This window comes from Micromonospora globbae, assembly GCF_003610785.1.
Taxonomy (GTDB): Bacteria; Actinomycetota; Actinomycetes; order Mycobacteriales; family Micromonosporaceae; genus Micromonospora; species Micromonospora globbae.
Window position 1 is genome coordinate 220,468 of record NZ_RAQQ01000008.1, and the last position, 22,625, is coordinate 243,092.

The 22,625-nt window shown below is 73.3% G+C and carries 17 protein-coding genes; 8 read left to right on the forward strand and 9 right to left on the reverse strand.

Annotated elements, in window-relative coordinates; genetic code table 11:
- Nucleotides 1-67 precede the first annotated feature (67 nt).
- Entirely contained in the window at nt 68-1,450 is a 1,383-nt protein-coding gene (locus D7I43_RS13605) for a hypothetical protein (protein WP_120328839.1), read from the forward strand.
- 69 nt (nt 1,451-1,519) lie between these two features.
- Here the strand turns inward: D7I43_RS13605 and D7I43_RS13610 are convergent, their stop codons facing one another.
- From D7I43_RS13610 to D7I43_RS13630, 5 genes are all read right to left on the reverse strand, one after another.
- Nucleotides 1,520-2,656 carry a glycosyltransferase family 4 protein gene (locus tag D7I43_RS13610; RefSeq protein WP_120328840.1) on the reverse strand — a complete coding sequence of 379 codons (1,137 nt, stop codon included), beginning with the start codon at nt 2,654-2,656 and terminating at the stop codon, nt 1,520-1,522.
- Between the two features lies 1 nt (nt 2,657).
- Entirely contained in the window at nt 2,658-3,902 is a 1,245-nt protein-coding gene (locus D7I43_RS13615) for a glycosyltransferase (protein ID WP_120328841.1), read from the reverse strand.
- 20 nt (nt 3,903-3,922) lie between these two features.
- Nucleotides 3,923-5,257: a lipopolysaccharide biosynthesis protein gene (locus D7I43_RS13620; RefSeq protein ID WP_240032942.1), complete on the reverse strand. Its 1,335-nt coding sequence runs from the start codon at nt 5,255-5,257 to the stop codon at nt 3,923-3,925.
- Nucleotides 5,258-5,360: 103 nt separating this feature from the next.
- On the reverse strand, nt 5,361-6,305 hold the full coding sequence (locus D7I43_RS13625) for an NAD-dependent epimerase/dehydratase family protein (protein ID WP_120328842.1): 945 nt from the start codon (nt 6,303-6,305) through the stop codon (nt 5,361-5,363).
- Nucleotides 6,306-6,334: 29 nt separating this feature from the next.
- Nucleotides 6,335-7,510, reverse strand: coding sequence for an acyltransferase family protein (locus D7I43_RS13630; RefSeq protein ID WP_158610097.1), 1,176 nt, complete (start codon nt 7,508-7,510; stop codon nt 6,335-6,337).
- Nucleotides 7,511-7,800: 290 nt separating this feature from the next.
- Between D7I43_RS13630 and D7I43_RS13635 the strand changes: the two genes are divergently transcribed.
- On the forward strand, nt 7,801-8,730 hold the full coding sequence (locus D7I43_RS13635) for an NAD(+)/NADH kinase (protein WP_120328843.1): 930 nt from the start codon (nt 7,801-7,803) through the stop codon (nt 8,728-8,730).
- 59 nt (nt 8,731-8,789) lie between these two features.
- Here D7I43_RS13635 and D7I43_RS34090 read toward each other — a convergent pair whose 3' ends face one another.
- The 3 genes from D7I43_RS34090 to glgC form a co-directional block, all read right to left on the reverse strand.
- Entirely contained in the window at nt 8,790-9,299 is a 510-nt protein-coding gene (locus D7I43_RS34090) for a DapH/DapD/GlmU-related protein (protein WP_120328844.1), read from the reverse strand.
- A 145-nt stretch (nt 9,300-9,444) separates the two neighbouring features.
- Nucleotides 9,445-11,088, reverse strand: coding sequence for a phosphoglucomutase (alpha-D-glucose-1,6-bisphosphate-dependent) (pgm, locus tag D7I43_RS13645; protein ID WP_120328845.1), 1,644 nt, complete (start codon nt 11,086-11,088; stop codon nt 9,445-9,447).
- Between the two features lie 78 nt (nt 11,089-11,166).
- On the reverse strand, nt 11,167-12,399 hold the full coding sequence (glgC, locus tag D7I43_RS13650) for a glucose-1-phosphate adenylyltransferase (protein ID WP_120328846.1): 1,233 nt from the start codon (nt 12,397-12,399) through the stop codon (nt 11,167-11,169).
- 70 nt (nt 12,400-12,469) lie between these two features.
- Here glgC and glgA point away from each other — a divergent pair, with 70 nt between their 5' ends.
- From glgA to glgB, 3 genes are all read left to right on the forward strand, one after another.
- On the forward strand, nt 12,470-13,690 hold the full coding sequence (gene glgA / locus D7I43_RS13655) for a glycogen synthase (RefSeq protein WP_120328847.1): 1,221 nt from the start codon (nt 12,470-12,472) through the stop codon (nt 13,688-13,690).
- 195 nt (nt 13,691-13,885) lie between these two features.
- Nucleotides 13,886-15,982, forward strand: a complete 2,097-nt coding sequence (locus tag D7I43_RS13660; protein ID WP_120328848.1) for an alpha-1,4-glucan--maltose-1-phosphate maltosyltransferase — start codon at nt 13,886-13,888, stop codon at nt 15,980-15,982.
- A complete protein-coding gene (gene glgB / locus D7I43_RS13665) occupies nt 15,970-18,090 on the forward strand; it encodes a 1,4-alpha-glucan branching protein GlgB (RefSeq protein ID WP_120328849.1) in 2,121 nt (706 codons plus the stop codon). The genes D7I43_RS13660 and glgB overlap by 13 nt, the downstream gene beginning before the upstream one ends.
- 58 nt (nt 18,091-18,148) lie before the next feature.
- On the opposite strand, the gene D7I43_RS13670 is transcribed toward glgB, so the two are convergent.
- Nucleotides 18,149-19,189 (reverse strand): App1 family protein, encoded by a 1,041-nt coding sequence (locus D7I43_RS13670; RefSeq protein ID WP_120328908.1) that lies wholly within the window; start codon nt 19,187-19,189, stop codon nt 18,149-18,151.
- Between the two features lie 128 nt (nt 19,190-19,317).
- Here D7I43_RS13670 and D7I43_RS13675 point away from each other — a divergent pair, with 128 nt between their 5' ends.
- From D7I43_RS13675 to D7I43_RS13685, 3 genes are all read left to right on the forward strand, one after another.
- Nucleotides 19,318-20,943, forward strand: coding sequence for a hypothetical protein (locus D7I43_RS13675; protein WP_420870201.1), 1,626 nt, complete (start codon nt 19,318-19,320; stop codon nt 20,941-20,943).
- A gap of 9 nt (nt 20,944-20,952) precedes the next feature.
- Nucleotides 20,953-21,750, forward strand: a complete 798-nt coding sequence (gene yaaA / locus D7I43_RS13680) for a peroxide stress protein YaaA (protein WP_120328851.1) — start codon at nt 20,953-20,955, stop codon at nt 21,748-21,750.
- A gap of 112 nt (nt 21,751-21,862) precedes the next feature.
- The gene (locus D7I43_RS13685) at nt 21,863-22,543 is read left to right on the forward strand and encodes a hypothetical protein (protein ID WP_120328852.1); all 681 of its coding nucleotides are present in this window, start codon (nt 21,863-21,865) and stop codon (nt 22,541-22,543) included.
- Nucleotides 22,544-22,625: the final 82 nt, after the last annotated feature.

Sequence of the window (22,625 nt, forward strand, 5' to 3'; positions counted from 1 at the left end):
CGGCGACAGCCCCCCGGCCGTCACCCCGACGCAAGGGTCCCGGCCGTTCCATGAGAAAGGACCCATCGTGGCCATTGCCTACGCCGGCCCCACCGCTGCCGAGGCCCGACCGGCCGGCGTCCACCGCACCGCCTGGAGCGCGTACGGACCCTTGAAGCTGGCGACGGCGTATCTCGTCGGGACCTACCTGGTGTTCCTGTTCTTCGGCCAGTCGGCCCAGGTTCCGGACCTGACGGTGCTGACCGGCTACGTGCTCGCCGGGGTCGCGGCCCTCGCCCTGGGGTACGCGCTCAACGTCCGGCGCCGCGTCGTCCACCGACCGGCGCCGGCGGAGGGGCGTGGTGGCTACCCCCGCGTGCTCATCACCATCTGCGCCACGTACTACCTGGCGTTCGGCCTGTTCCTGCTCAGCGTCCGTGGCTTCCCCACGCCCCGCGCACTCCTGGACGCCTTCACCAACCCCGGCGACTCCTACTTCGAACGGATCCGCTCCACCACCGAGTCGATGCCGGCGGCGGTGCACCTCTTCACGCTCACCTCCGTCTTCTACGCGATGCTCATCCCGCTCGCCGTGCTCTGGTGGCGGAACATGGGGTGGCTGCTGCGCCTGTACGTGCTCGCCGGACTCGTGGCGTACGGGACGTACTACCTCTCGGTGGGGACGCTCAAGGGCCTGGGAGACATGCTCATCTTCTGGGGCGCGAGCTACCTCGCGGTGCGCAGCCGACGCCCGGTCGCACGACGCGCGGCGAGGAAGCGACGCTCGGGCCTGCTCATCGCGCTCCTCGTCGGCCTGCTCTTCGCCGGCTACATGTCGTTCAACCAGAGCGACCGGCTGCGCCACAGCGAGGCGACGAGCCTCTTCCCGCCGAACCCCGCGGTCGCCGCCGTCGTCGGCGATGAACTGGCCTCCGGCATCTCCGCCACCGTGTTCTACCCGACGCACGGATACCTCGGGCTCGCCTACAACCTGCAGTCGCCCTTCCAGTGGACGTACGGCCTCGGCGGGGCGAAGGCCGTCACCGAGCTGTACGAGGACCTCACCGGGGACGACAGCCCCGCGCGGGACCGCTACACCGCCCGCACGGAGATGCTGACCGGCTGGCCCGACGGGATGTACTGGTCGACCATCTATCCGTGGCTGGCGTCGGACCTCACCTACCTCGGAGCGCTGGTCTTCATGGCCGTCGTCGGATGGTTCCTGGCCAAGTTCTGGCGGGAGGTGCGGCAGGGCCGCACACTGTCGCTGATGCTGCTGGCGCAGCTCGCTCTGCTGATCGCGTTCGTCCCGGCCAACAACCAGATCGGCCAGCAGGCATTCTCACTCATCGGGTTCGCGTCGCTGGCGCTGCTGTCGTTCCTCGACCGCCTGTACCGGCAACCCTCCGAGCCGGAGGAGCGCGCCCCGACCCGCCGCCCGGCACGACCCGCGGCGCCGCAGCTCGTCTGAGGCGCAACCCGCGACAGCGACCGGCCTCCACCTCTGGAAGGGGGTGGAGGCCGGTGACTCGTACGCCGGCTAGGTGAGCCGGCCCGCGTGGTCGAGGTCGCGGGCCGCCGGGCGGTCGACCGACGCCACGGAGCGCCACAGCCGTACGACGGCGGCCACGACCTCGTCGATGCGGTACTCGCCCAGGGCCTTGGCCCGTGCCCGTTCGCCCGTGGCCCGGCGTAGCGCCTCGTCGCGCATCACCGCGTCCAGCGCCCCGGCGAGGTCGGCTGGCCGGCGCGGCGGCACCACGGCGCCGCAGCCGTCGGCGAGCATGTCCGCCACCGCGCCCACGTCCGTGGCGACCACCGCGCGTCCGAGGGCCATCGCCTCGACCACCACGTTCGGGAAGCCCTCGGTGTGGCTGGGCAGGACGAAGACGTCACACGCGGCCATCTCCCGCAGGAGCGCGGAGTGGGTCAGCTCGCCGGTGAAGACCACCGCGTCGTCGCCGTACCGCTCCCGCAGCGTCCGCCGGTACTCGTCGTCGCACGACCCCGACAGCTGCAGGGTCCACCCGTCGGTGTCGAGCGTCCGCCAGGCGTCGAGCAGGTCCTCGACGCCCTTCTCGGGAATCACCCAGCCCGCGTAGAGCACCCGCCGGCCCGGGCCGGTCGGCGCCGGTGCGGGGGGCAGGACGGCCGGGTCGAAGCCGTTGGGAAGGCGGACCGTCCGCACGTGCGGCAGCGCCTCGACGATCGCGCGCTCCGTGTGCCGGTCGATGGCCACGACGACCGCTGCCCGCGCGAGCGCCGCCCGCATCACCCGCCACTCGCCGGTGCGCCGCGCCGCGATGTCCGGCACCCGCCCGAAGTGCAGCTGGTAGATGACCGGCACGCGGAACGTCCGGGCGATCAGGACGAGCACCAGGTCCCGGACGGCGCCCAGCCCACCGGACGACCGCAGGTGCACCACGTCGGGCGCGCCGCGCAGACACCGCCAGGTCAGGACGGCGGCGCTGCGGAGCAGTTGGCGGACACCGTCGAGCAGGCGTGCCGCCGTGGACGTCTGGTGGATCGAGCGCCACCGCAGCCCCGTGTCGACGATCCGCAGGTCCACCTCGGCGCGTACCTGCGGCGCGCGGCGGAGCATCTCGACGCCGCGGGCGATCCCGCCCATCGGCGGCGGCAACGGACCGACGAGCACCACGCGCAGCCGGTCGTCCATGTCAACTCCTCCCCGTCGGCACGGGCGTCTGCGCGGGGCGGCCCTCCAGGCGGGTGAGCAGGTCGTCCAGCGCTGCGGCGTGCGCGCGCACGTCGAACGAGGCGACGGCGCGCTCGTACGCCGCCCGGCGCATCGCCGCGCGGGCCTCGGCGGACAGGTCGGCGGCACGGTGCAGCGCCCGGCGCAGCGAGGTGGCGGTGTGGTCGGGCAGGACGAGCCCTTCGACACCGTCGTGAAGGTGGTCGCGCAGGTCGCTGGTGAGGTTCGCGATGACGGGCGTGCCGTTCGCGAGGCTCTCGCAGAACTTCGTCGGGAAGCCGGCCTGCGCGAAGCGCGCCGGTTCGCGCATGAGGATGCTGAAGTCGGCCCCGCGAAGCAGTCCCGCCACCTCCTGCTGCGGCACCCGGCCCCGGACGCGTACCGAGGGGGGCGGTGGTGCGCCGAGTTCGCGGGTCACCTCGTCCGGCGACGGGCCGATCACGTCCAGCGAGACGTCGCAGCCGTCCAGGGCCGCGAGGTCGACACCGCGGATGGTCTCCGCGAGCAGGTCCTTGCGGCCGGGAGAGCCCGCGTACACCAGCCGGACCCGCCGGCCGGGCGCCGGGGCCGGCGGCGTCACGGGCGCCGCGCCCAAGGCCCGGACGTCGAGGGTCGGCGGTACGCGGACGACCGCGCACCCCCGGTCGCGGTAGTACGACTCCAGGAACGAGCTGATCGCGATCACACCGTGGCACCGCGGGTAGTGGTAGCGGAGCGCGACCTTCGCGCTCAGGTGGAGGGGGCCGAAACGACCGCCCAGCAACTGCTTCGGGCTGTACCACTCCACGACGTCGGTGAGGACGGGCACGCCGTTCCGGCGGCACCACCGTCGCAGGTGGACCATGTACGGCATGCCCCCGCCGTAGACGATGACGTGCGACGGCCGGGTCGGCTGGGCGTCGAGCCAGTCGGCCGTCCGCCGGCCCGCACGCACCAGCCACTGCAGCGACTTCGCGAGCAGCGGCTCGTCCGGCCGTGGCAGCTCGCCCACCCCGACGTGTCGGATCGAGACGCCGGCCTCGACGCCGGGCAGTTCCTCAGGCGTCTCCGGGCCGTGTTCCCCACTGAGTACGACGACACGCCGCCCGCTGAGCGCCAGCGACTGCGCGTTCCCCCAGACCCTGCGGGACCCGGCTTCCCCCCAGGGGAAGCGGAAGGGTCCGGCGTAGGCCACCCACGGGGCGGTCGCTTCTTCGTCGATGGACATGGCACTCCTCTTCGGACGGATCAGGTTGCGGCCGGTGCGGCCAGGGAGCGTTCGGCCGTCGACCCGGCCGGTGGGCGGGTGTGCCGGGCCAGCGCGGACCGGAACCCGTGCAGCGCGGCCGGTACGACGGTCGCCAGGTACGTGACCAGCCCGATCCACGGCACGGACGCCGAGCCGAACTGCCGCACTCCGTACCACTTGGCGGGCAGTGAGACGACGACGTACAGCGACCAGCCGAGCAGCTGGGGGCGTACCACCCCGGCGGCGTTCTGCACCATGAACCGGGGGGAGATCGTGGCGAGGAGCAGCCACCACGCGAGCAGGCCCGCGAGCAGGGTCACGTCCGGTGTCACGGCGAGGCCCAGGACGGTGGGCACCAGGCTGACGACGAGGACGAGCAGCCCACCGAGAGCCAGCACGAGGGCCGCGGAGACGATCGTCATCCGACGGGTCATCCGGCGCACCCACGCCAGGTCACCGCGGGCGAGCGCGTCGCCGTTGGCCGGCCACAGGGGTGCGCTGACGAGCGCGACGACGAACCCGAGCTGGGCGAAGAGCCGCATCGGCACGGCGTAGGCGGCCGCCTCGTGCAGCCCGAGAGCGTGGGTGACGATGACCAGGTCGACGTTGGTGGCGATGCCGGTGAGCACGGTCACCGCGAGGAAGAGCCCGCCGAGCCGGAGCAGCCGTGCCGCCACGGCGGTGTCGGCGACGGTCAACCCGGGTCGGAGGTCCGGTCGCCGCCGGCCGAAGAACCACAGGCTGTTGACGAGGTTCACCAGCGGTGGGCCCACCACGGTCGCGGCCACCACGAGGACGGGTGAGAGGCCGGCCGCCACGGCACCCACCGCGAGGGGCAGCGTCACGAGGTTGCCGCACCCCTGCCACAGGTTGGCCGCCGAGATGCGCTGGTAGGCCAGCTGCACCCGGGTGATCAACGAGAGCGGGACGTTGACGACGAACGCCGTCAGGCAGACGAGGGTCATCCGGCGGGCGTCGTCCGGGGTGGCCGAGTCGGTGGTGTGGAAGAGCCGGGCCCACGGCACCGCCGCGGAGAGGCTCCAGAGCAGGCCGACCAGCACGGCGGCCAGCAGGGACAGGCACAGGTAGGCGCTGGAGATGTAGCGGCGGGCCTCGGCGGTCGCGCCGCTGGCGTAGCACGGTGCCAGCTTCGTCATGAGGCCGTTGCCCAGGCCGAGGTCCGCGAACGCCGCCATGCCGACGAGCGCGGTCACGGTCATCCAGAGGCCGTACAGGTCCGGGCCGAGGTACCGGAGGGTGACCGGGATGAGCGCGATCGGCACCAGACCCGCCACGCCGCGGCTGACGGCGCCGGTGAGGATCCCGCTGACCACCCGCCTTCCGCGGGACCGCCCGGCGGTTGCCGCGTGATCGGATCCCCCCGGCGGCGTCTCGGCGACGTCCCGGGGCCGGCGGGCCTCCGTCGGTGCGTCCGCCCTACCGTCCCGCGGGTACACGGGTCGACATCCACGCCACCGTGGCCTCCAGGCCCTGCCGCAGGGTGTGGCGGGTGACGCCTGGGAAGAGCGCGCGCAGCGCGCCGTTGTCCGCCTGGGAGTCCCGGACGTCGCCGGCGCGGGGCGGCCGGTGGACGACGTCCAGCCGGCGCCCGAGGACGTCCTCGAGTTCGCCGACGAGGCGCCGGACGGAGGTGCGCGAGCCGAAGGCGAGGTTGACCGGGTCCACCGACGAGACCTGCCGCAGGACGGCGTCGACGATCACCGCGGCGACGTCGCCCACGAAGGTGAAGTCCCGGGTCTGCTCCCCGTCACCGTCGATGGTCAGCGGTCGTCCGTCGAGGGCCGCCGACACGAAGGACGGCACGACCGCGGCGTACGCGTGGCCGGCGGACTGGCCCGGCCCGAAGACGTTGAAGAACCGGAACGGCAGCACCGCCAGGTCGAAGCAGGACGCGTAGGCGATGGCGTACGCCTCGGTGGCCAGCTTGGAGACCGCGTACGGGCTCAGCGGCACCGGCCGGAGATCCTCCCGTTTGGGCAGCGTCGGGTTGCGCCCGTACACCGAGGAGGAGGACGCCAGGATCACCTGTCCCACCCGGTGGCGTCGCGCGGCCTCCAGCACCATGAGGGTGCCGGTGGCGTTGGCGTGGTGGCTGCGTAGCGGGTCCCGGAGGGATCGGGGCACCGAGGGCACCGCCGCGAGGTGCACGACGCTCGCCGCGTCGGAGAACGCGTCGTCGAGCATCGCCGGGTCGAGGATGCTGCCGTGCACGAAACGGGCGTCCAGGTCGCGCAGGTTCTCCTCGGAGCCGGTGGAGAGGTCGTCCAGGATGACGATCTCGTCGATCCCCGGGACGCCACGGAACGCACGCACCAGGTTGGAGCCGATGAAGCCGGCTCCGCCGGTGACGACAATCTTCACGGGATTCTCTTTCTACGACGGTCGGACGGTCAGCGGGCGGTCGCGCCGGCCCGGTCGACGGCTCGGTTGGGCGGCGGCGACGGAGCGGCGGTTCCCGCCTGCTGCGGGCGGGAGGAGTAGGACTTGAGCCGGAGCGCGGGCTTCTCCACGAGGTGCCAGGACAGCAGGGCGCAGCAGGCGGTGAGGGCGACGACGACGAGCACGGCGGCGGTGCCGGGCAGGGCGAGCCCGTCGAGGCCCGCCCAGAGGAGCAGGTTGATCACGGGCATGTGCCAGATGTAGACCCCGAAGCTCAGGTCACCGAGGCGATCGGTGACCCGCCGCAGGGCGCCGCCGCCGTGGTAGGCGAGCCAGTAGACGAGGTACGACAGGGGCAGCCCGCCGAGCAGGGCGACGGCCACCTCGGCGCCGTCCCCGGTGTGCCGGCGCACGACCGCGGTCGCCACGTAACCGGCGAGGGCCGCGAGCGCCACCCACGGGGACTGCGGGGCCCGGTCCCACACGCGGTGCCACCAGATGCCGAGGAGGAAGAACCCGAGCCAGGGCAGGACGCTCACGGCGAGCAGGCGGCCGCCGAGGCCGTCGCCGCCGTGCTCGGCGGCCGCGGCCAGCAGGGCCACCCCGGCCACGGCGACCACCCCCGCGCCGGCCAGCATGGCCGCGAACGACCAGCGCGCGGCGGCCAGCACCAGGACGGGCACGAGCAGGTAGAAGCCCACCTCGACCGGGATGGTCCACAGGCTTCCGTTGACCACTCCCGTGCCGAACTCGGCCAGCAGCGGCGGATGGTAGACCGGCACGAGGAGCAGGGTGCTGCCCAGCCAGCCGAGGAACTGCGTTCCGACCAGGGCGCGTCCGGCCACGATCCCCGAGAGCACCAGGAAGGCCGCCATGACGGCGGCGTAGGCGTAGAGCGCGGGAGCGATGCGCAGCAGCCGGTTCCGCAGGTAGTCCCGCCAGGGGCGGCCCTGCTCCCGGCAGCGCCGCGCCGACGCGTAGACCATGCCGCCGCTGATGATGAAGAACATCGGCACACCGTCGCCGAACCACCGACCGCTGCCTGGCGCGAACCAGAGGAAGGGCGCCGCCAGGTGCTCGACGGCGTGCTGGACGACGACGCCGAGTGCGGCGACGAGCCGTAGGAGGTCGAAGCAGTTGTCGCGGCGACGGTCGGGGGTCGAGGGTTTCGCGGGTGGCCGGGACACCACCCGATTGGCGTGCCGCCCCGCGTCGGGTGTCCCGCTCAGCACGCGCACAACTGGTCGTCCCTCCTCTCGGCCCGCCGGGGGGATCAACGACGCCCCCGCCAAGTGGACACGACATTTCTCCCCCAATTCGCCCTTCCGTCCGGTTCTGTGGCGGCGGGACGGTCGACTTCGGCAGCCCGACGGACGACCCGGGGCAACGGTTACGGGCGGCCCGGGAGGGCACACGGCCGGACCGGCCGTGCGCGATAGACGGGGCGCGCCGGGGGCCGGTGTGATGAGGTGTACGTATGGACCGCACCCTGCTCGGGCTTGTGCTGCACCCGACACGGGACGCTTCCGAGATCATCAGGATCATCGTCGACTGGGCGGCCCGGCACGGTAAGGGCCTCGCCGTACGCGACCAGGACCGGCACCGCGTCCCGCCGAGCGTCGAGACGTACCCCGAGGACGAGCTGGTGCGACGGGTGAGCGCGCTGATCAGCATCGGCGGGGACGGCACCATGCTCGGCGCGCTCCGCTCGGCGGTGGGCAACCCGAAGCCGGTCCTCGGCGTGCACCTGGGCCGGCTGGGGTTCCTCGTGGAGGTCGAGCCGCCGGAGCTGCCGGAGGCGCTGGACCGCCTGATCAGCAAGGACTTCACGGTGGAGGCGCACAGCTGCCTGGTCTGTGACGTGTGCGGCGACGACGTGGTGGCGTTCAACGACATCGCGCTGGTGCGCCAGCCCGGCACCGGGTTCGTCGTCGCCACGCTCGCCGTGGACGGGCAGCGCTACGGCTACTACCGCGCCGACGCGCTCGTGGTCAGCACCCCGACCGGTTCGACCGCGTACAGCTACGCCGCGGGCGGGCCGCTGATCTCCCCCGCGACGCAGGCGGTGGTCGTCACCCCGTCGGCTCCCATGGCCGGGATCAGCCGCTCGGTGGTGCTCTCCCCCGACGAGACGATCCGGCTGGAGCTGACGCACGACTCCGGGCCCGTGGCGGTCGAGGTGGACGGCCAGGTGATCCGCGAGGCGTCCACCGAGGGCGCGATCGACATCCGCTTCCGCCGGGAGGCGGGGCTCGTGGTCCGGCTCGACCCGCGCCGCTACCAGGAACGCAACCAGCTGAAGCTGAGCCTCATGGACCTGCCGCTGCTGCCTGAGCAGCTCCGCGAACTGCTCCCCCCGACCCTCCGGGAACAGCTCAACCGCCGCGAACTCCCCCCGCCGCGCTGAATGCCGGCCGGGCCGGGCCCGCGCGCCGGCCGCGTGATCCGACGACCCGTTCGCGCCGCTCAGGGCACCGTCACGCCATAGATCTTCTTGATCGCCTCGGCCTTCGCCTGAGCCGGCAGGTGCCCCACGCGCAACGACTTGGCCTGCAACCGTTCCAGGTAGTCGTCCGTGCTGCGGATGGGCCGGGCAGGCACCCCGGCGGCGACGGTGTTGTCCGGGATGTCGCGGGCCACCACCGACCCGGCCCCGATCACGCAGCGGTTCCCGATGGTGACGCCCGGCAGGATGATCGACCGGATCCCGATGTAGACGTCGTCACCGACGACGATCGGCGCCGTCCACTCCAGGTCGGGATGCTCCTTGCGGAGGATCAGGGTCCCGCCGTCGTGCGTCACGAACTGCACCCCGGCGGTGATGTACACGTTGTCACCGAGGGTGATCAGCCAGGGTTCGGAGCCGAACATCCACCGGCTGATGCCGTAGAACCTGACCCGGCCCGTGAGGTTGACACCGATGGACCGCGCGAAGGCCTCGGGGTCGCGGGCACCGACCCACCGGTCACGGATCATGCCGGCGACGGTTCGAAGGCGGCTGGGCACGTGCTCTCCCTGGCGTGCGGTGGTCGGACGGTCGCCGCTCCACCCTGCTCACACTCAGGGTCAATCTGCGGCTACCGTCCGCAACGATCCGTCGTCCCGCCGGTGACGCCCACCGTCAGCCGCCGGCCAGCACTCCGTCGACCAGCGCCTTGGCCTCCTCCTGGATCCGGGCCAGGTGCTCGGGCCCCTGGAACGACTCGGCGTAGATCTTGTAGACGTCCTCGGTCCCCGACGGGCGGGCCGCGAACCAGCCGGACTTGGTGACGACCTTGAGGCCGCCGATCGCCGCGCCGTTGCCGGGTGCCGTGGTCAGTGTCGCGACGATCGGCTCCCCGGCCAGCTCGGTGGCGGTCACCTGCTCCGGCGAGAGCCTGCCGAGCACGGCCTTCTCCTCGCGTGTCGCGGGCGCGTCGATGCGGGCGTACGCGGGGGCGCCGAAGCGCTCGGCCAGCTCCGTCCAGTGCTCGCTCGGGGTCCGGCCCGTCGTCGCGATGATCTCCGAGGCGAGCAGGCAGAGCAGGATGCCGTCCTTGTCGGTGGTCCACGTGCGCCCGTCACGGCGCAGGAACGACGCGCCGGCGCTCTCCTCGCCGCCGAAGCCCACCGCGCCGTCGAGCAGCCCCGGCACGAACCACTTGAAGCCGACCGGCACCTCCAGCAGCGGGCGGCCGAGGTCGGCGGCGACCCGGTCGATCATCGACGAGGAGACGAGGGTCTTGCCGACCGCCGCGGCCGGCCCCCACTGGGAGCGGGTGCGGAACAGGTGACCGATCGCCACGGCCAGGTAGTGGTTGGGGTTCATGAGCCCGCCGTCGGGCGTCACGATGCCGTGCCGGTCGGCGTCGGCGTCGTTGCCGGTGGAGACCTGGTAGTCGGCCCGGGCGGCGATGAGCGACGCCATGGCGTTCGGCGAGGAGCAGTCCATCCGGATCTTGCCGTCGCCGTCGAGGGTCATGAACCGCCACGTCGGGTCGACGGTCGGGTTGATCACCGTGAGGTCGAGGCGGTGCCGCTCGGCGATCTCGCCCCAGTAGGCGACGCTCGCCCCGCCGAGCGGGTCGGCCCCGATGCGCACCCCGGCCGCGCGGATCGCGTCGACGTCGATCGCCGCCGGCAGGTCGTCGACGTAGCGGCCGAGGAAGTCGTACGTCCCGGTGGTGTCGGCGGCGCGGGCCCGCGCGTACGGGACGCGCCGGACCTCGGCGAGCCCTCCGGCGAGGATCGCGTTGGCCCGGTCCTGGATCCACCGGGTGACGTCGGTGTCGGCCGGGCCGCCGTGGGTCGGGTTGTACTTGAACCCGCCGTCGTCGGGCGGGTTGTGCGACGGGGTGATCACGATGCCGTCGGCGAGGCCGCTGGTGCGGCCCCGGTTGTGGGTGAGGATGGCGTGCGAGACCGCCGGCGTGGGCGTGTAGCCGTCCCGGCTGTCCAGCAGCACGGTCACGTCGTTGGCGGCGAGCACCTCGAGCGCGTCGACGGCGGCCGGCGTGGACAGGGCGTGCGTGTCCCGGCCCAGGAAGAGCGGGCCGTCGATCCCGTGCTCCCGGCGGTAGTCGCAGAGCGCCTGGGTGACCGCCACGATGTGGTCGGAGTTGAACGCGCGGCGCAGACTCGACCCCCGGTGGCCGGAGGTGCCGAAGGAGACCTGCTGCGCCGGATCCGCGGGATCGGGGTGCTCGGCGTAGTAGGCGGTCACCAGCCGGGGCACGTCGACCAGGTCGGCGGGCTCGGCCGGCTTTCCGGCACGGGGGTGGGTCACTGCGGCAACCTCCTCGCGGACGGGCGGACGCCGCTTCCTTCCCGGCGGCGCGCGGGGTCATGCGTACGGCGACCGACGTCACGGCTCGACGCGCTGGCCCTTGCCGATCACCACTACCCCATTGTCGGAGACAACATAGCGCTGCCGGTCCTTCTCCAGGTCGACTCCGATCTCGGCGCCCTCGGGGACGTACACGTTCTTGTCGAGGATCGCCCGGCGGACCACCGCGTGCCGGCCGATCTCCACCCCCTCCATGAGCACCGCCCCGTCGACGTGCGCCCACGAGTGCACCTTGACCTTGGGCGAGACGACCGAGTTCTCGACGAGCGAGCCGGAGATCACCGCGCCGGGCGACACCATCGAGCCGACCGCCCGGCCGACCCGCTCGCCCCACTGGTGCACGAACTTCGCCGGCGGGTACGGCGGCTGCTCGGTGTAGATCGGCCACTCGAAGTTGTAGAGGTTGAACACCGGGTGCACGTTGATGAGGTCCATGTGCGCGTCGTAGAACGAGTCGAGCGTCCCCACGTCGCGCCAGTAGCCGCGGTCGCGGTCGGTGCTGCCGGGCACCTCGTTGTCCTTGAAGTCGTAGACGTTGGCGTCGCCGCGCTCGACCAGCATCGGGATGATGCTGCCGCCCATGTCGTGCTTGCTGGACTTGTCCTCCGCGTCGCGCTCCACGGCCTCGCACAGCGCCTTGGTGGTGAAGACGTAGTTGCCCATGGAGGCGTAGATCTGGTCGGGGGCGTCGGGCAGCCCCACCGCGTCGGTGGGCTTCTCGCGGAACGCCCGGATCCGCCGGCCGTCCTCGCCCACCTCGATCACACCGAACTGGTCGGCCGTCGACAGCGGCTGCCGGATCCCGGCGACCGTCACGCCGGCGCCGGAGGCGATGTGCTCCTCCACCATCTGCCGCGGGTCCATCCGGTAGATGTGGTCCGCGCCGAAGACGATCACGTAGTCGGGTTGCTCGTCGTTGATCAGGTTGAAGCTCTGGTAGATGGCGTCGGCCGAGCCGGCGAACCACCACGGGCCGCGACGCTGCTGCGCCGGGACCGGGGTGACGTAGTTGCCGAGCAGCGTGGACATCCGCCAGGTCTTGGTGATGTGCCGGTCCAGCGAGTGGGACTTGTACTGGGTCAGCACCACGATCTTGAGGTAGCCGGCGTTGGCCAGGTTGGAGAGGACGAAATCGACCATGCGGTACATCCCGCCGAACGGGACGGCCGGCTTGGCCCGGTCCGCGGTCAGCGGCATCAGGCGCTTGCCCTCTCCGCCGGCCAGGACGATCGCGAGCACCTTGGCAGCCATGGTCAGACGCTAACCAGCCGCGTACGACTTCACCACTCGTACGGCCCGACTTCTGCACTAGGGTGCGAGGATGACCGACTCCACCCCGGCCGGACAGTCCCTGCGCGTCGATCTGCTGACCCGCGAGTACCCGCCGGAGGTCTACGGTGGCGCGGGCGTGCACGTCGAGTACCTGGCCCGGGAGCTGCGTCACCTCGCCGACGTCCGGGTGCACTGCTTCGGCCTGCCGCGCACCGAGCCGGGCGTCACCGCGTACGCCGAGCCGCCGGGCCTGGCCGGGGCGAACGCCGCGCTGCGCACGATGGGCGTCGACCTGGAGATGGCGGCGGGCTGCGCCGGCACGGACGTGGTGCACAGCCACACCTGGTACGCGAACCTGGCCGGGCACACGGCGAAGCTGCTGCACGGGGTTCCGCACGTGGTGACCGCGCACAGCCTGGAGCCGCTGCGGCCGTGGAAGGCCGAGCAGCTCGGCGGCGGCTACGCGCTCTCCTCCTGGTGCGAGCGGGTCGCCGTGGAGGCGGCCGACGCGGTCATCGCGGTCAGCGAGGGGATGCGGCGCGACGTGTTGACCGCGTACCCGGACGTCGACCCGGACCGCGTGCGGGTGGTCTACAACGGCATCGACACGAAGCAGTACGCCCCGGATCCGGGCACGGACGTGCTCGACCGGCTCGGTGTCGACCCGGCGCTGCCCAGCGTGGTCTACGTCGGCCGGATCACCCGACAGAAGGGGCTGCCGTACCTGCTGCGGGCGGCGCGGGAGCTGCCCGCCGACACCCAGCTCGTGCTGCTCGCCGGCGCGCCGGACACCGCCGAGATCGCCGCCGAGGTCGAGGGGCTGGTCGCCGAGCTGCGCGCGAACCGCTCCGGGGTGGTGTGGGTGGCCGAGATGCTGCCCAAGCACGAGGTGATCCAGGTCCTGACGCACGCCACGCTGTTCGTCTGCCCGTCGGTCTACGAGCCGATGGGCATCGTGAACCTGGAGGCGATGGCGTGCGAGACGGCCGTGGTCGCCACGGCCACCGGCGGGATCCCCGAGGTGGTGGCCGACGGCGAGACGGGGTTGCTGGTCCCCATCGAGCAGGCCGCCGACGGGTCGGGCCGGCCGCTGGACCCGGGGCGCTTCGTGGCCGACCTGGCGGCGCGCATGAACGAGCTGCTGGCCGACCCGGATCGCATCGCGAAGTTCGGCCGGGCGGGCCGGCAGCGGGCCGTCGAGCACTTCTCGTGGGACGCGATCGCGGCGCGGACGCTGGAGGTCTACCGGTCGGTGGGCGCGGCCGGCTGACCGGCCTCAGCTCTCCGGCGTGATCGGCGTCAGCCGGGGAAGTACGTGCGGTAGCGGGAGCCGCCGCGGGTGAGCAACCGGTAGCCACACACGGCCGCGTGGGATCGTGTCAGGCGGCGGCGCCGCTGCCGCAGCGAACGGCTGATCAGACGACTGAGCCGAGCGCGAAGCGATCTCGGGCAGTAGGTTGGCGGGGTGACTGGACGGTTCCCCATCGAAGACGTCTCCCCCGTCGTCTCGTGCGGTCGCTATCCGGCCAAGGCGGTGGTCGGCGAACTGGTGCCGGTGGCGGCCCGCGCCTACCGCGAGGGGCACGACGCGCTGGGCTGCAACGTGGTCTGGCGCGGCCCGGACGGCGCCACGAGGCCCTTCACCCGCATGCGGCCCGGTGAGCCCGGCCAGGACCGGTGGCACGCGACCATCCGGCCGGACGCGGTGGGCACCTGGACCTTCCACGTCGAGGCGTTCGCCGACCCGTACCTCACCTGGCAGAACGCGGTGACCAAGAAGGTCGCCGCCGGGCAGGGCCCGGCGGAGCTGGCCAACGACCTCGCCGAGGGGGCCCGCGTGCTGGACGCCGCGGCCGACGGGGTCCCCGCCGGCGAGCGGGAACGGGTGGTCCGGGCCGCCGCGGCGCTGCGCGACCCGGACCGCGAGCTGTCGCAGCGGGTCGCGCCGGCGCTGGACCTGGCGGACCTGCTCTGGGCGTACCCGGTGCGGGAGCTGGTCACCGTCGGCGACGAGTACCGGCTCTGGGTGGACCGCGAGCGGGCCCTCTTCTCCGCCTGGTACGAGTTCTTCCCGCGCTCGGAGGGCGCGATCCCGGCCACCGTCGACTCCCCCGCCCAGTCCGGCACGTTCGCCACCGCGACGGAACGCCTCCCCGGCGTCGCCGCCATGGGCTTCGACGTGCTCTACCTGCCGCCCATCCACCCGATCGGCCGGGTCAACCGCAAGGGCCGCAACAACGCGCTCACCGCCGGGCCGGACGACGTGGGCTCGCCGTGGGCGATCGGCGCCGCGGAGGGCGGCCACGACGCCATCCACCCCGACCTGGGTACGGCGGAGGACTTCCGGGACTTCGTCGCCGCCGCCGCCGAGCAGGGCCTGGAGGTGGCCATGGACCTGGCGTTGCAGTGCGCGCCGGACCACCCCTGGGTCACCGAGCACCCGGAGTGGTTCACCACCCGCGCCGACGGCACCATCGCGTACGCGGAGAACCCGCCGAAGAAGTACCAGGACATCTACCCGCTGAACTTCGACAACGACCCGGAGGGGATCCGCGCCGAGATCCTGCGGGTGGTGCGGCACTGGGTCGGCGAGGGCATCCGGATCTTCCGGGTGGACAACCCGCACACCAAGCCGTTCGACTTCTGGCACTGGTTGATCTGGGAGGTCAAGCGCGTCGAACCGGACGTGCTGTTCCTCGCCGAGGCGTTCACCCGGCCGGCGATCATGCACGGCCTCGGGAAGATCGGGTTCACCCAGTCGTACACGTACTTCACCTGGCGCACGACGGCCGCCGAGATGCGGGAGTACTGCGAGGAGCTGGTCGCGGCGGCCGACTACATGCGGCCGAACTTCTGGCCGAACACGCCGGACATCCTGCACGAGACGTTGCAGCACGGCGGGCCGCCCATGTTCAAGATCCGTGCGGTGCTCGCCGCGCTCCTCTCCCCCTCCTGGGGCATGTACGCCGGCTACGAGCTGTTCGAGCACGTGGCCCGCCCCGGGGCCGAGGAGTACCTGGACAACGAGAAGTACGAGCTGCGCCCGCGCGACTGGGCCGGCGCGGAGGCCCAGGGCCGCTCGCTGGCCCCCTTCATCGCCACCCTGAACCGGGTACGCCGGGAGAACCCCGCCCTGCGCCGGCTACGCAACCTGCGCTTCCACGACATCGACAACCCGGCCCTGCTGTGCTGGTCCAAACGCGACCCCGACACCGGCAACACGGTCATCGTCATCTGCTCGTTCGACCCGCGCGAGGTGCAGTGGGGCAACACGACGCTGGACATGCCGGCGCTCGGGTTCGACTGGCACGACCGGTTCACCGTCCACGACGAGCTGACCGGCGCCACCTACGACTGGGGGCAGCGCAACGCCGTCCGGCTCGACCCGTACCTGCAGCCCGCGCACGTGCTCACCGTGCGCCGCCCCGTCCCGCCGGACACCCCGGCCGCCACCCCGACCGGCCCGGCCGCGCTCACCACCGAGGCCGTCCCCGACGACCTCTCCGGCGGCACCGCACCGACCACTCCCGCCCAGAAGGACGACCTGGAATGGACGAGCTGATCGCCGGCCACGCCCACGACCCGCACGCCGTGCTCGGCGCGCACCCCGCGCGGGGACGCACCACCATCCGTACGCTGCTCCGGGGCGCCGGCGACGTCGCCGTGCTGGTCGACGGCGACCGGCACCCGATGAAACGGGTGCACGACGCCGGGATCTTCGAGACGAGCGTGCCGGGCACCGTGCTCGACTACCGGGTGGAGGTCGACGGCACCGTCCACGACGACCCGTACCGCTACCCGCCCACCATCGGGGAGCTGGACCTGCACCTGATCGGCGAGGGGCGGCACGAGCGGCTCTGGGAGGCGCTCGGCGCCCGGGTCTTCGACGAGGGCGTGGCGTTCGCCGTGTGGGCGCCGAACGCGCGCGGCGTCCGGGTGGTGGGCGACTTCACCGGCTGGGCGCCGGACGACGGCTGGCCGATGCGCTCGCTCGGTTCCAGCGGCGTGTGGGAGGTCTTCGTGCCGGGTGTGCCGGCCGGCGCGCGGTACAAGTACCGGATCCTCGGCGCGGACGGCAACTGGCGGGACAAGGCGGACCCGCTCGCCGCGTACGCCGAGGTGCCGCCGGCCACCGCGTCGGTGGTGCACCGGTCGACGTACGACTGGGGCGACGCGGCCTGGCTGGAGCGGCGGGCGAGGCGGCAGGCGCACCAGGAGCCGATGAGCGTGTACGAGGTGCACCTCGGCTCGTGGCGGCCCGGGCTCGGCTACCGGGAGCTGGCCGAGGAGCTGACCGCGTACGTCACCGGGCTGGGCTTCACCCACGTGGAGTTCCTGCCGGTGATGGAGCACCCGTTCGGCGGCTCGTGGGGCTACCAGGTCACCGGCTACTACGCCCCCACCTCCCGCTTCGGCGACCCCGACGACTTCCGGCACCTGGTGGACCGGCTGCACCAGGCCGGGATCGGCGTGCTCCTCGACTGGGTGCCGGCGCACTTCCCCCGCGACGAGTGGGCCCTCGCCCGCTTCGACGGCACGCCGCTCTACGAGCACCCCGACCCGCGCCGCGGCGAGCACCCCGACTGGGGCACGTACGTCTTCGACTTCGGCCGCCGCGAGGTGCGCAACTTCCTCGTGGCGAACGCGCTCTACTGGCTGGAGGAGTTCCACGTCGACGGCCTGCGCGTCGACGCGGTGGCCTCGATGCTCTACCTGGACTACTCCCGGGCCGAGGGGCAGTGGGCGCCCAACCAGTACGGCGGCCGGGAGAACCTGGAGGCCATCGCGTTCCTCCAGGAGGTCAACGCCACCGTCTACAAGCACCACCCGGGCGTCGTGATGGTCGCCGAGGAGTCGACGGCCTGGCCGGGGGTGACCCGCCCGACCTCCGCCGGCGGGCTCGGCTTCGGGTTCAAGTGGAACATGGGCTGGATGCACGACACCCTGCTCTACACGTCGAAGGACCCGATCTACCGGCAGCACCATCACCACCAGCTCACCTTCTCCCTCGCGTACGCCTGGAGCGAGAACTACGTGCTGCCGATCAGCCACGACGAGGTGGTGCACGGCAAGGGCTCGCTCGTCGGCAAGATGCCCGGCGACACGTGGCAGAAGCTCGCGAACGTCCGCGCGCTGCTCGCGTACATGTGGGCCCACCCGGGCAAGCAGTTGCTCTTCATGGGCGGCGAGCTGGGCGACGACCGGGAGTGGAGCGAGGAGCGCGGCCTCGACTGGTACCTGCTGCACGACCCGGCGCGGGCCGGCGTGCAGCGCCTCGTCGGCGACCTGAACCGCGTCTACCGGGACACCCCGGCGCTGTGGGCGCAGGACACCGACCCGGCCGGCTTCCGCTGGATCGCCGGCGACGACGTCGCCAACAACACCGTCTCGTTCATCCGGATCGCCCCGGACGGCTCGGTGCTGGTCTGCGTGGCCAACTTCTCCGCCGTGCCGCTGCACGACTACCGGGTCGGCCTGCCGGCCGCCGGAACGTGGCGCGAGGTGCTCAACACCGACGCCGGCGTCTACGGCGGCTCCGGGGTCGGCAACCTGGGCGAGGTGCGCGCCGAGGACGTGCCGTGGCACGGCCTGCCGGCGTCCGCCGCCCTCCAGGTGCCCCCGCTCGGCGTCCTCTGGCTGCGCCCGGACGACCAGGCCCCGCGCGGGTGATCCGAGCCGGGAACGATGCTCTGGGACAAGCACCTGACCGCCGGATCACGCCCGTACGTCAGACCAGGTCCGCCTCGCGGAGCAGCTTCCACAGGCCGGCGCCGTCCGGCGCGGAGAACCACTTCTGCCCCACCGGCCCCTCCACCGAGCGCCCCGGTGGGGCCGGCAGGCCGCCGGCGAGCACCGCCTGCGTGGGCGAGAGGCGGCGGATCGCCACGCCGGCCACGTTCTCGGGGTGCGCCGCGGCGAACTCGCGGTAGATCTCCTGGTCGTGCTGGCCGTCGTCGCCGACGAGCAGCCACCGCACGCCGGGGAACTCCCGGGCCAGCCGGGCCAGCGTGGCCCGCTTGTGCTCCCGCCCGCTGCGGAACCAACGGTCCGCCGTCGGCCCCCAGTCGGTGAGCAGCAGCGGACCGGCCGGGTAGAGGTGCCGGGACAGGAACCGGGTCAGCGTCGGCGCGACGTTCCACGCGCCGGTGGACAGGTAGAAGACGGGTGCACCCGGGTGCGCGGTGACCAGCCGCTCGTAGAGGACCGCCATGCCGGGCACCGCCGCGCGGGCGTGCTCGTCGAGGACGAACGTGTTCCAGGCGGCGAGCAGGGGCCGGGGCAGCGCCGTCACCATCACCGTGTCGTCGATGTCGGAGAGGATGCCGAACCGGACGGCCGGGTCGAGGATGCGGACGGGCGCCTCGACCGGCTCGGCGTCCGGCATGCTCAGCCGCACCGCGCCCCAGCCCGGCGGCAGGTCCGCCTCGACCAGCGTGTCGACGAACCCGCTGCGGTCGGTGCGGGCCTCGTGCCGCACCCCGCCCGCCTCGACGGTCACCGCCACGTGCTTGGCGGGAAGGGTGGTGAAACTGCGCCAGCCGCGCACCTTCTCCAGCCGGGCCCGCTGGCGGGTGTCCGGGCGGCCGAGCAGCACCCGGCACAGCACCCGCACCCAGCCCGGGGCGCCGTAGCCCGTGTAGGCGACGATGTTGGTCCGCCAGCCCGTCCGCCGCAGGCGACGCTCCACGAACTGGTGCACGGCATCCTCGATCCGCGCCGCCCGGTGCAGGCGCGGGACGGCCAGCTGGCCGGCGGGTGTCGGTGGCACGCTGCCACCCTGCCACACCGGCGCGGACTCGGCCACGCGAGACGATCTCCGCCCGCCCGGTCTGGCGCGAACCACCCCCACCCGCCCCCGGGCTCGTGAAACACTCCGGTCGGGACGACGACGGGGGCGTGGTCGTGTCGACACCAGTGCAGCAGCGTGGGCGGTGGCGCCCACGGCTCGACCGGCCGGCGCTGGTCGCGCTGCTGCTCGGGCTGGTCGGGATCGCGTACCGGCTGGTCCTCACGCTGCTCACGGTGCCCGTGTCGAACAGCGACGAGGCGACGTTCGGGCTGGTCTCCCTGCACATCGCGCAGGGCCGGCACCATCCGGTGTTCCTCTACGGGCAGCGCTACATGGGCACGCTCGAGTCGTACCTGGCCGCGCCGCTCGTCGCGCTGGCCGGGCCGAGCTGGCCGGTGCTGCGGCTGCCGATGCTCGTCCTCTACGCGGTCTTCCTCTACCTGATCCACCGGCTCAGCCGCCGGATCGGCTCGCCCTGGTTCGCCACCCTCGTGGTGGGTCTGCTGGCGCTCGGGCCGGAGCGGGTGGTCCGGGACCAGCTCACCGTGGTCGGCGGCCGGCCCGAGGTCAAACCGGCGGTGCTGCTGATGCTGCTGATCGCCGTGGGGCTGGCGGCCGGCACGATCCGCCGTCGCCGGCTGGCCGTCGGGCTGTTCGGGCTGCTCGCCGGGCTGGCGCTCTGGTCGGACTGGCTGATCGTGCCGTACCTCGCGGTGGCCGGGCTGCTCCTGGTCTACGCCGCCCGGAGAGAGCTGCTCGGCTGGGCCGGGGCGCTGCTGCTGGCCGGCTTCGCCGTCGGGGTCGCCCCCATGATCCGGGACAACCTCGTGGCGCCGCCCGGCGAGGACTCGCTGTCGGTGTTCCGGGAGATCAGCACGCGGGCGGGTCCCGCGCCGCCCTGGTCGCAGCGGCTGGACGGCGGGCTGCTGGAGGGGATCCCGCTCGCCGGCGGCCTCTGCCCGATCGGCGGCTGCGCCACCTGGCAACGGTCGTTCGGGGTGATCTACCCGCTCCTGCTGGTGGCCGCGGCGGTGCTCGCGCTGGTCGCGTACCGTCGCGCCGCGGGCCGGCCGCCCGCGGACCGGGTCCGGCCGGTCACGCACCTCGCGCTGGTCGCCGGCGCGGTGCTCACCCTCCTGTCGTACGTCCGCAGTCCGCTCGCCGCCACCGACCCGCTCGGCAACGCGCGGTACCTGTCGGTGCTCCAGATCTCGCTGCCGGCGGCGCTCTGGCCGCTCTGGCTGGCGGCCGTGGCGGGCTGGCGCGGCACGGCGGGGGCGCTCGGCCGGATCGCCGGCGCGGCCGCCGCGGCGCTGCTGGCCGCGCTGGCCGCGGCCAGCCTCGCGATCACCGTGCTCTTCGTCGCCACCGGCGTGCCGGCCTCCCGGATCGAGGAGCGCGAGGCCCGCCGGCTGGCGAGCGCGCTGCGCGCCGACGGGCCCCGCGAGGTGTACGCGGACTACTGGGTGTGCAACCGGCTGATCTTCAACACGGCCGAGGACGTGGTCTGCGGGGTGGTCGACGGCAACCTCATGCCGGGGCAGAACCGGTACCTGCCGTACTGGCGCCAGGTGGGCCGGGCCGCGCGTCCCGGCTACGTGGTGGAGGCCGGTTCGGCGGCCGAGCACCGGCTGCGGTGGCTGCTCGGTGACCGCCTCGGGACGACCCCGGTACGCGACGTCGGGGACTACCGCGTCTACCACCCGGAGGAGCCGGTGCGGCCCTGGCGGTAGATTCCCCCGGTGCTCATCCTGCTGCCGCCCTCCGAGGGGAAGGTCGACGCCGGAACCGGGCGGCGGCTGGACCTGACGCGCCTCTCGCTGCCGGCGCTGAACCCGGCCCGCGAGGAGGTGCTCGCCGCGCTGGTCGCGCTCTGCGGCGGGCCGGACGAGGCCGCGGCCCGGGCCGCGCTCGGGCTCAGCGAGGGCCAGCGCGACGAACTGCGGCGCAACGCGCGCCTGCCCCTGGCCGCCACCGCGCCGGCCGCCCGGGTCTACACCGGCGTGCTCTACGAGGCGCTGGACCTCGCCACCCTCCCGCCGCCGGCGGTGCGGGCCGCCCGCCGGTCGATCCTCGTCAGCTCCGGCCTGTGGGGCGCCGTACGCCTCACCGACCGGATCCCGCCGTACCGCTGCCCCATCGGGGCGAAGCTGCCCGGCCCGGGGGCGCTGGGCGCGTACTGGCGGCGGGTGCTGGGCCCGGTCCTCGCCGCGGAGGCCGGCGAGCGGCCGGTGCTCGACCTGCGCTCCGGCGCGTACGCCGCCACCTGGACGCCCCGTGGTGAGCTGGCGGGCCGGACGGTGACCGTGCGCGTGCTGCACGAACGCGAGGTCGACGGCGCGCCGGTCCGCTCCGTGGTCAGCCACTTCAACAAGGCGACCAAGGGGCGGCTGGTCCGCGACCTGCTGCTCGCGGGCGCCCGCCCGCGGACCGTCGACGAGCTGGTCACCGCGCTGCGCGACCTCGCGTACACGGTGGAGGAGCAGCCGGCGCAGGCCGGACGGCCACGCCAGGTCGACGTCGTGGTCACGCAGCTCTGACTCACCGTCGGACCCGCCGCAAGATTTCCTCAAGGCTGGGCCCGACCGGTTCCGCGTGCCGGGGCGCACCGGTCACGGTAGGAGTACCCCGACCGGCAAGGGAGTATCTCCGTTGGCCCGCGAACCCGCTCTGCTCGACCGACCCGCCCGTCCGTCGACGCCGCCACCGCTGGACTGGCTGACCCTCGCCGACGCGTTCGAGGCGGCCTGCCTGCTGCGGTGCATGCCGACGCCGGCCGGCTCGCGCGCGCCGCGGCCGGCGGGATCGCACCCGGCGACGGTGGTCGAGTTCAACCGGGAGGACGCGGCGCAGCGGATGCGGCAGCTGCTGGAGCGGCTGGACGTCCCGGTCGAGTACGAGATGGCCGTCGGCGGCCTGCGCCGCCACTACGAACTGCACCGGCTCCGGGTGCCGGCCGGGCACCGGCAGCGCTACGCCTGGCTCATCGAGGCCGGTTGGTGGCAGGGACGCCGGGAGCTGCTGTCCGCGCCGGTGCCCGGGGCGTCCACCCCCCGCCGGGTCTGGGTGCCGCGGATGGCCGCGGCGGCGTGGCGTTCCGCGCTGCTCGCGGGTGGGCGGCACGTCCGCCGGCACATCCTCGGCGTACGGCTCACCGACCGCGACCTCGCCGCGGTGCTGATCCGCGGCGCCTCCCTGCTGGGCGTCACGGCCGAGCTGCGGCCGGGCACCGGCTGCTTCCTGGTCTGCGTGGCCGACGGGGAGGACCGCCGCCGCATCCTCCGGCACACCACGCTCACCCCCGCCCCCGCCCCTGCGGCCGATTCGGCCTGACGACCGGCGCGGCGCACCTGGTCCGAACGGGCGGCATCGCCGTCGGGCGGTGGCCGCGGGCTTGCGCGATGGGAATCCCGGG